At 70.9% G+C, this 6,873-nt stretch carries 6 protein-coding genes; 3 read left to right on the plus strand and 3 right to left on the minus strand.

Annotated elements, in window-relative coordinates; translation table 11 throughout:
- Positions 1 to 105: 105 nt before the first annotated feature.
- The 3 genes from AB0M47_RS41630 to AB0M47_RS41640 are packed head-to-tail and all read right to left on the minus strand — an operon-like array spanning position 106 to position 2,079.
- Complete coding sequence (locus AB0M47_RS41630; protein ID WP_253752790.1) at positions 106 to 1,047, minus strand: cation diffusion facilitator family transporter; 942 nt, start codon at positions 1,045 to 1,047, stop codon at positions 106 to 108.
- Positions 1,044 to 1,505, minus strand: coding sequence for a DUF6069 family protein (locus AB0M47_RS41635; RefSeq protein WP_363424264.1), 462 nt, complete (start codon positions 1,503 to 1,505; stop codon positions 1,044 to 1,046). Before AB0M47_RS41635 ends, AB0M47_RS41630 begins: the two co-directional genes overlap by 4 nt.
- A gap of 19 nt (positions 1,506 to 1,524) precedes the next feature.
- A complete protein-coding gene (locus AB0M47_RS41640) occupies positions 1,525 to 2,079 on the minus strand; it encodes an EF-hand domain-containing protein (protein ID WP_363424267.1) in 555 nt (184 codons plus the stop codon).
- Between the two features lie 434 nt (positions 2,080 to 2,513).
- On the opposite strand from AB0M47_RS41640, the gene AB0M47_RS41645 reads away from it, so the two are divergent.
- The 3 genes from AB0M47_RS41645 to AB0M47_RS41655 all read left to right on the plus strand — a co-directional run bounded on the left by AB0M47_RS41645 (position 2,514) and on the right by AB0M47_RS41655 (position 6,834).
- A complete protein-coding gene (locus AB0M47_RS41645) occupies positions 2,514 to 4,292 on the plus strand; it encodes a BTAD domain-containing putative transcriptional regulator (RefSeq protein ID WP_363424270.1) in 1,779 nt (592 codons plus the stop codon).
- A 65-nt stretch (positions 4,293 to 4,357) separates the two neighbouring features.
- Entirely contained in the window at positions 4,358 to 6,112 is a 1,755-nt protein-coding gene (locus AB0M47_RS41650) for a non-ribosomal peptide synthetase (RefSeq protein ID WP_363424273.1), read from the plus strand.
- Positions 6,109 to 6,834: an FAD-dependent oxidoreductase gene (locus AB0M47_RS41655; RefSeq protein ID WP_363424276.1), complete on the plus strand. Its 726-nt coding sequence runs from the start codon at positions 6,109 to 6,111 to the stop codon at positions 6,832 to 6,834. The genes AB0M47_RS41650 and AB0M47_RS41655 overlap by 4 nt, the downstream gene beginning before the upstream one ends.
- Positions 6,835 to 6,873 lie beyond the last annotated feature (39 nt).

Below are 6,873 nucleotides of genomic sequence, written 5' to 3' on the forward strand. Positions count from 1 at the left end.
GTTGTTCTTGGATTTACCGGTGGCCTCGCGGGTGTGTCTCGGGTGGAAACTCCATGATCAACGGGACGGGACGGGGCGGGGCGGGGTGGGGTGGGGTGGGGTGGGTTAGGGGGTGGGGGTGGGGTCTAGGTAGACGTGGCGGATCACCGGGTACTTCTCCCGCAAGCGGTTCGCCGCCGCGTCGGCGGCCGCCTCGATCTCGGCGCCCGTGGCAGTGTCGGACACGTCGACCTCGGCCGCCACCAGCACGCTGTCCGGGCCGAGGTACATGGCGTTGAGGGTCAGCACCCGCTGGATCACCGGATCCGCTTCCAGCTCTCGGCGTATCGCCTGTTGCCAGCGCGGCGAGGGCGCCTGACCGACGAGCAGGGACACGTTGGCGCGCGCGAGCGTGAGCGCCACGACGGCCAGGAGCAGCCCGATGGCGACCGAGGCCGCGCCGTCGTAGAACGTGTCGCCGGTGAATTCGGTCAGCAGCAGGCCGATCGCGGCCAGGCCGAGGCCGATCAGCGCGGCCGCGTCCTCCAACACCACCGCCTTGACCGAGGTGTCGGGCGTGAGCCGCAAGTACGCCAACGCCCGCAAGTGCAGCCGGCTCGCCGAACCGCGTACCTGGCGCACCGCCCGAATGAGCGAGGTCCCCTCCAGGACGAACGACACCGCGAGCACGATGTACGCGACGGTGTAGTCGCCCATCTCCTCGCCGTTGCGGATGGTGTGCAGCCCGTGCGTGACGGCGAATCCCGCACCCGCCACGAGGGTCGCCATCGACGCGAGGAAGGCCCAGAAGAACGTGGACTTCCCGTAGCCGAACGGGTGCTCGGCGTCGGCCTCCCGGTCGCCGCGGATGAGCGCGGTGAGCAGCAGCAGTTCGGTGACGGTGTCGGCGACCGAGTGCGCGGCCTCGGAGAGCATGCCGGCCGAGCCCGAGATGATCCCGGCGATCGCTTTGGCGACGGCGATGGCGAGGTTCGCCAGGCCCGCCACGATGACGGTGCCGACGCTCTCCCGCTGGGCCGGGGCGACGGAGTGGTCGGCCTCCGTCATGCCACCGGGTACGCCGGCGGGACGTTTCGCCCGGCGCTCGCGGCGGCGGTCGTGGAGAGCATGACGCCGATGGTCACCCCGACGATCAGGTTGACGGCGGCGGTGGCGAGCTGAACCTCGAACGGCGCGCTCTTGGTGAACGGCACGATCACCGCGATCGCCGTGAGGACGCCGATGATCCAGCCCAGGAAGAAGCGCGGGCGCGGCGTCGTGATCAGCAGGAGATGGGCCAGACCCGTCAGCAGCAGGGTGGCCGCCGCTCCGCCGAAGGCGTACCCGAGCATCGAGGGCAGGAAGACGCCACCGGAGAGGTCGACGCCCAGGACCGGGATGTCGAGGACTCCGCGCACGATCAGAAAGCAGGCGACCACCACGCCTGCGACCACGATCGCGGCGACGATGCCACCGGTCCACAGTCGGCGCGGATCGACCAGCGGCCGTGCGTGATACACGGACATACGCCCACGATAGCCGTGATCACGGCTCGATGCGGCCGAACAGGGCGTTGCCCGGCGCGGCCGGATCGCCGCTGGTGAAGAAGTCGACGTACGCGTTCGCGAACTGCGTCACCGACACCATGCCGTCGTGATCGGTGTCGAGCCGGGCGAACGCGGCGGCGCCCTGATCGGCATGCGCGCCGGAGAGCGCCTGCAGGCGGATGAAGGCGGGCTCGTAGAAGTCGCCTTCGGCGCCCGCCACGGCGGCCACGGCCTCGGCGCAGGTCCGCACGAGTTCCGCGAGAAGCCCGGGTTGCTCGGCTTCCCTGAGCCAGGCGTCGACGTACTGCCCCCGGCTGATCAGTCCGTCACGATCGGCGTCGAGCTGCGACAGCTCGCTCCACAAGCGGGCGTACGCCCGGCGCAGCGCGACCGCGGTCGGCGCGTCCAGCGGCACGTCGAAACCCGCGGCGATGCCCATGGCGAGATCGTCCAGCTCCCGTTCCCCGAGGTGGCCGTCGCCGTCCACATCGAGCAGGTCGAACCGGCGGTCCAGTTTGGCGGTCAACAGCCGCCGGCCCTCGGTCGTGAGCATCGCGCCCTCCCGGCGGCGAAAGCAGTCGTCGGGTACGACGCTAACTCGCCGGAGCGGCCGAACCGCCTTAAACCTGTAGATTCTCCTCGATCGTCTTCAGCTTGTGGCGGGCCGGCGCCAACTTGCCCACGGCGATGCCACGACGACGATCCGGAATGCGGTGCTGACCGCGAGGCGAACGTAGCCGCCTAGCACGCCCAGGAATCGCACGTCCTGTCCGTCATCGCGTCACGCCATTGACCAAGTCCATAGTCTCGGGTCTATAAAACCCTCTCCGTTCGACTGACGGCCCGTCCCCGCACGCGCGATCTACCGTGTTGGCGCGACAGGGTTGTCCGTCCGCTGTCCCACCGATGCATCGACATTGAGCACATCGATGCGGCCGACTATAGCCGCGATCCTTGTATCGAGTCACCGTTCGGTAGGGGTTTTGGATGTTGGAGATTTCTCTGCTCGGGCCGACCGAGGTCCGGGTTTCGGGAGTCAGCGTGTCGCTGTCGCCGCTGGAGCGGAACCTGCTCGCGGCGCTGGCCTTGGTCAAGGGAACGGTCGTCTCCACGGAGAGGATCATCGACTGCTTATGGGACGATCGGCCGCCGGCCTCGCCCCGCTCGCGCGTACAGGGGCTGGTCTCCTCGTTGCGCCGCAAGGTCGGTGAGGCTCTGGAGACGCGCCATCCCGGTTACCTGCTCGCGGTCGAGGAGGTGCGGGTCGACCTCGACGAGTGCGAGGATCTGGCCCGGCGCGCCAGACAGGCCGCGACGCCGGACGCGCGGGCCGCGTGCCTGCGCCAGGCGCTGAGACAGTGGCGCGGCGCGCCGCTGGACGGGGTGACCGCGCCCGGCATCGAGTTCGACCGGGTACGCCTGACCGAGCTGCGTCTCGGATTGCTGGAGGAACGCTTCGACGCCGATCTGGAGCTGGGCCGGCACGCCGAGGTCGTCGCCGAGCTGACCGCCACCGTCTCCGCCCACCCGCTGCGGGAACGGCTGGCCGGTCAGCTCATGCTCGCCCTCTATCGCGGCAACCGGCAGGCGGACGCGCTCAAGGCGTACCACTCCCTGCGGGAGCGGCTGGCCGACGAACTCGGCAGCGACCCGTGCGCGGACCTGCGCAATCTGCACGCCACGATCCTTCGGGGCGAGCCGCGCCGAACCGCCGAACCGGCGGTGGAGGCGGGCGAGCCGAGCCCGCGGCATCCCGCGCAGCTGCCGGGGAGCGTCGGGCATTTCACCGGCCGCGACAGCGAGCTGGCCGCGCTGACCCGCGCGATCAGCCGACCCGTCGACGAGCCACGCGTGCTGATGGTGTCGGGCGCGGGCGGGATCGGCAAGACCGCCCTGGTCGTACGCTGGGCGCACAGCGTCGCCGACCGTTACCCCGACGGGCAGATCTTCGTGCGCCTGCACGGTGAGCGGGTCTCCACCCGCGACGCCTTGGGCTCGGCGCTGGGCGGACTCGGGGTGCCCCAGCCGGACATCCCCTCCACCGTGGATGAACGAGCGTCGCTGTACCGGACGCTGCTGAGTGGACGCCGGGTGCTGGTCGTGCTCGACGACGCCGGGGCGCTCGACCAGTTGCTGGCGTTCGTGCCGCCGACGACGGTCAGCCAGCTCGTCGCGACCAGCCGCCGGCGGTTCCTCGCACTCGCCGCCCACCACGCCGTCCAGGCGCTTCGGGTCGAACCGATGACACCCCAGGCGACCGCCGATCTCCTCACCCGGATCGTGGGCGCGGACCGGATGCGCGAATCGGCCGCCGAACGCGTCGTGCACTGGTGCGGCGGCTGGCCGCTGACCACCCGGCTGGCCGGGACGAAGCTCGCCGCCCGGCCGTGGCAGTCGCTGTCGTCGTTCGCCGACGAACTCGACGAGCACGGCGACCGGCTGCTCGACGACGATCCGCGCAGCGTACGCGCGGCGCTGGTCAGCGCGCACAAGACGCTCAGCCCGGCGGCGGCGTACCTGTTCGGACGGCTGGGCCTGAACCCGTCGCCGTCGCTCAGCCTCGACGACGCGGGCGGGGCCGGCAGCTCGCTCCGGCGAGTGCGGCGATTACTCGACGAACTGATCTCGGCCCACCTCGTCGTGGAGACCGGTCCCGACCGCTTCCGCCTCTACGACGTGGTACGCCGCTTCGCCCGGCAATGCGGCGCGGAGTTGCTGCTCACCGACTCCGACGTGGAGCGCGTGGCGGATTCGTACCGGATCTGAAGTGAGTTCGCAGTGATCGCTGTGAAACTCCACTCCCACCAACGGCAGCGGTTTGAGGGTGGGATGTGGACACAGACGATCTCGGGGCGGCGTTCCGCCGGGCGGTCGCGGCGCATGGCGCCCGGCCGGCGGTGGTGGCCGGGCCCCGCACACTGACGTACGCCGAGCTGGAGGCGCTGGCGCGGGAAACCGCCCAGCGCCTCGGGCCGTCGCCGGGGGCGGTCGGCGTACTGGCCCGGCACGATCCCGAAACCGTCGTCGCGATGCTCGGCGTGTGGCTGGCCGGCGGTGCGTACTGCCCGATCGATCCGGCCTTCCCGCCCGATCGCCGCGCGGCGCTTCTCGCCCACTGTTCCTTCCTGCTGGACCCGGTTTCCGGACTCGGCGACCCGGTTTCCCGACTTGGCGACCCGGTTTCCGGACTCGTCGACCCGGTTTCCGGACTCGGCGACCCGGTTTCCGGACTCGGCGACCCGGTTTCCCGGCAGATCACGGATATGGGTCGTATCTTGGCCCAAGATTCGACCCAGATCCCTGATCCGGTCGCTTCCGAGCCGGTGGATCGCGAGCTGGTGGATCGCGAGCCGGTGGCGTACGTGCTGTTCACGTCGGGCTCGACGGGGAAGCCGAAGGGCGTGCTGACCCCGCAGCGGGCGATCACCGCCGCCGTGCGGTCCTTGACGGAGCTGTTCGAGATCACCCCCGAAGATCGCGTACTGCAGTTCGCGTCGCTCAACTGGGACACCTGTTTCGAGGAGATCCTCCCGACGCTCACCAGCGGTGCGGCCCTCGTCTTCCATCCCGACGCGCACTCCGGCTCGTTCCGGCGCTTCCTGCGGTTGCTGGAGACCGAGCGGATCACGGTGATCGACCTGCCGACGGCGTACTGGCACGAGCTGGTCAACCACCTGACCGAGGAGGAAGCCGCGCTGCCGGAGTGCGTACGCCTGGTGGTGATCGGCGGCGAGGCGGCCAACCCCGCCCGGGTCGCCGACTGGTCGGGTCCCCGGACGAAGCACGCCCGGTTGCTCAACACCTACGGCTGCACCGAGACCACGCTGGTCACGCACGCCGTGGACCTCGACTGGACCGACGGCGTGGTCCCGATCGGCCGGGCGCTCCCCCACGTCGTCGAGCGGGTCACCGAGGACGGCGAACTCGTCGTCGGCGGCCCTTCGGTGGCGCTCGGATATCTCGGTGTGCAATCTGAACGCTTCGTCGGCGGCTTCTTCCACACCGGCGACCGGGTCAGCCGCCGGCCCGACGGCGTACTCGTCCACGAAGGACGGATCGACGACGAGATCAAGATCCGGGGCGTACGCGTCCATCCGGCCGAGGTCGAGGCGTACGTCGCCGCCCATCCCGCCGTCGCCGCCGTGGCCGTCGCAGGCGTCCGCGTCGCCGACCACACCGCGCTGGTGGCGTACGTGGTGCCCCGGCCGGGTGCGGCGACCACGACGCTCGCCGCTGACGTCCTCGCCCACCTGCGAGGCACTGTTCCCACCCATCTCATCCCCAGCCGCGTCCAGGTCGTCCCGTCGCTCGCCCACACGGCCAGCGGCAAGGTCGACCGGCGGCGAACCAAGGAGGCCGCAGCCATGCCCGTCGACGGAGTGTCCCAGATCTTCGGCCGTGTCCTGGAGCGGCCCGAGGTCGCCGCCGACGCCGACTTCTTCGCCCTCGGCGGCGACTCCCTGCTCGCCACCCGTGTGCTCAGCGCGGTCGCCCGCGAGTACGGCGTGGAGCTGACCTTCGAGGACTTCCTGCTGGCTCCGTCGCCCGCCGCGCTGGCCGGGCGAATCGCGGGCGTGGCCCGATGACCGCCACCCGGGTGGTGGTGATCGGCGCCGGGCTGGCCGGGTTGACCGCCGCCGACACCCTCCAGCAGCAAGGCGTCGACGTCACCGTCCTGGAGGCGCGCGACCGCGTCGGCGGGCGTACGCACGGAGTCGAGGTCGCGCCGGGCAGCTTCGCCGACGCCGGGGCGGCGTACCTGGGCGAGCGCCACACCAGCCTGCATCGCCTGCTCGACCGGCTCGGCCTGAAGACCACGCCGACGACCACCGCCGGGGCGAGCCGGTTCGCCTTTCCGGACCTGACCGAACAGTCCGGCCGCTTCCCGCCGCTCAACGCGGTCGCGTTGGGTGACCTGTTCGACCGCCTCGACGACCTGACCCGCCGCGTACGCCCAGAGCAACCGTGGGCGAGCCCGGACGCCGAGGCGCTCGACGCCGAGACGGCCGCGGACTGGGCCGAGCGGAACTTGCGGCATCCCGACGCCCGCCGGTTCTTCCCACTGTTCCTGGGCGAGATGATGGCCGCCGACCCGGCCGCGGTCTCCGTCCTGCACATGGCCTTCTACCTGCGCTCCGGCGGTGGTCTGAACTACCTCAACGCGTTCGAGGGCGGCGCGCAGGCCGACCGGGTGGACGGCGGCGCGCATCAGATCTGCGTTCAGCTCGCCGCCGGGCTGGACGTGCGGCTCGGTACCTCCGTGCACGCCGTGCACCAGGGCCAGGACACCGTGACCATCGCGGCATAGGCGTGATCGTTGAGCATGTCGTAGACGGCGGGGCCGAAC

Source organism: Hamadaea sp. NPDC051192 (assembly GCF_040682475.1).
Taxonomy (GTDB): Bacteria; Actinomycetota; Actinomycetes; order Mycobacteriales; family Micromonosporaceae; genus Hamadaea; species Hamadaea flava.

Coding starts and splice junctions, on each gene's coding strand:
- AB0M47_RS41630 (WP_253752790.1), bottom strand. CDS start 1,047: ATGACGGAGGCCGACCACTCCGTCGCCCCGGCCCAGCGGGAGAGCGTC.
- AB0M47_RS41635 (WP_363424264.1), bottom strand. CDS start 1,505: ATGTCCGTGTATCACGCACGGCCGCTGGTCGATCCGCGCCGACTGTGG.
- AB0M47_RS41640 (WP_363424267.1), bottom strand. CDS start 2,079: ATGCTCACGACCGAGGGCCGGCGGCTGTTGACCGCCAAACTGGACCGC.
- AB0M47_RS41645 (WP_363424270.1), top strand. CDS start 2,514: ATGTTGGAGATTTCTCTGCTCGGGCCGACCGAGGTCCGGGTTTCGGGA.
- AB0M47_RS41655 (WP_363424276.1), top strand. CDS start 6,109: ATGACCGCCACCCGGGTGGTGGTGATCGGCGCCGGGCTGGCCGGGTTG.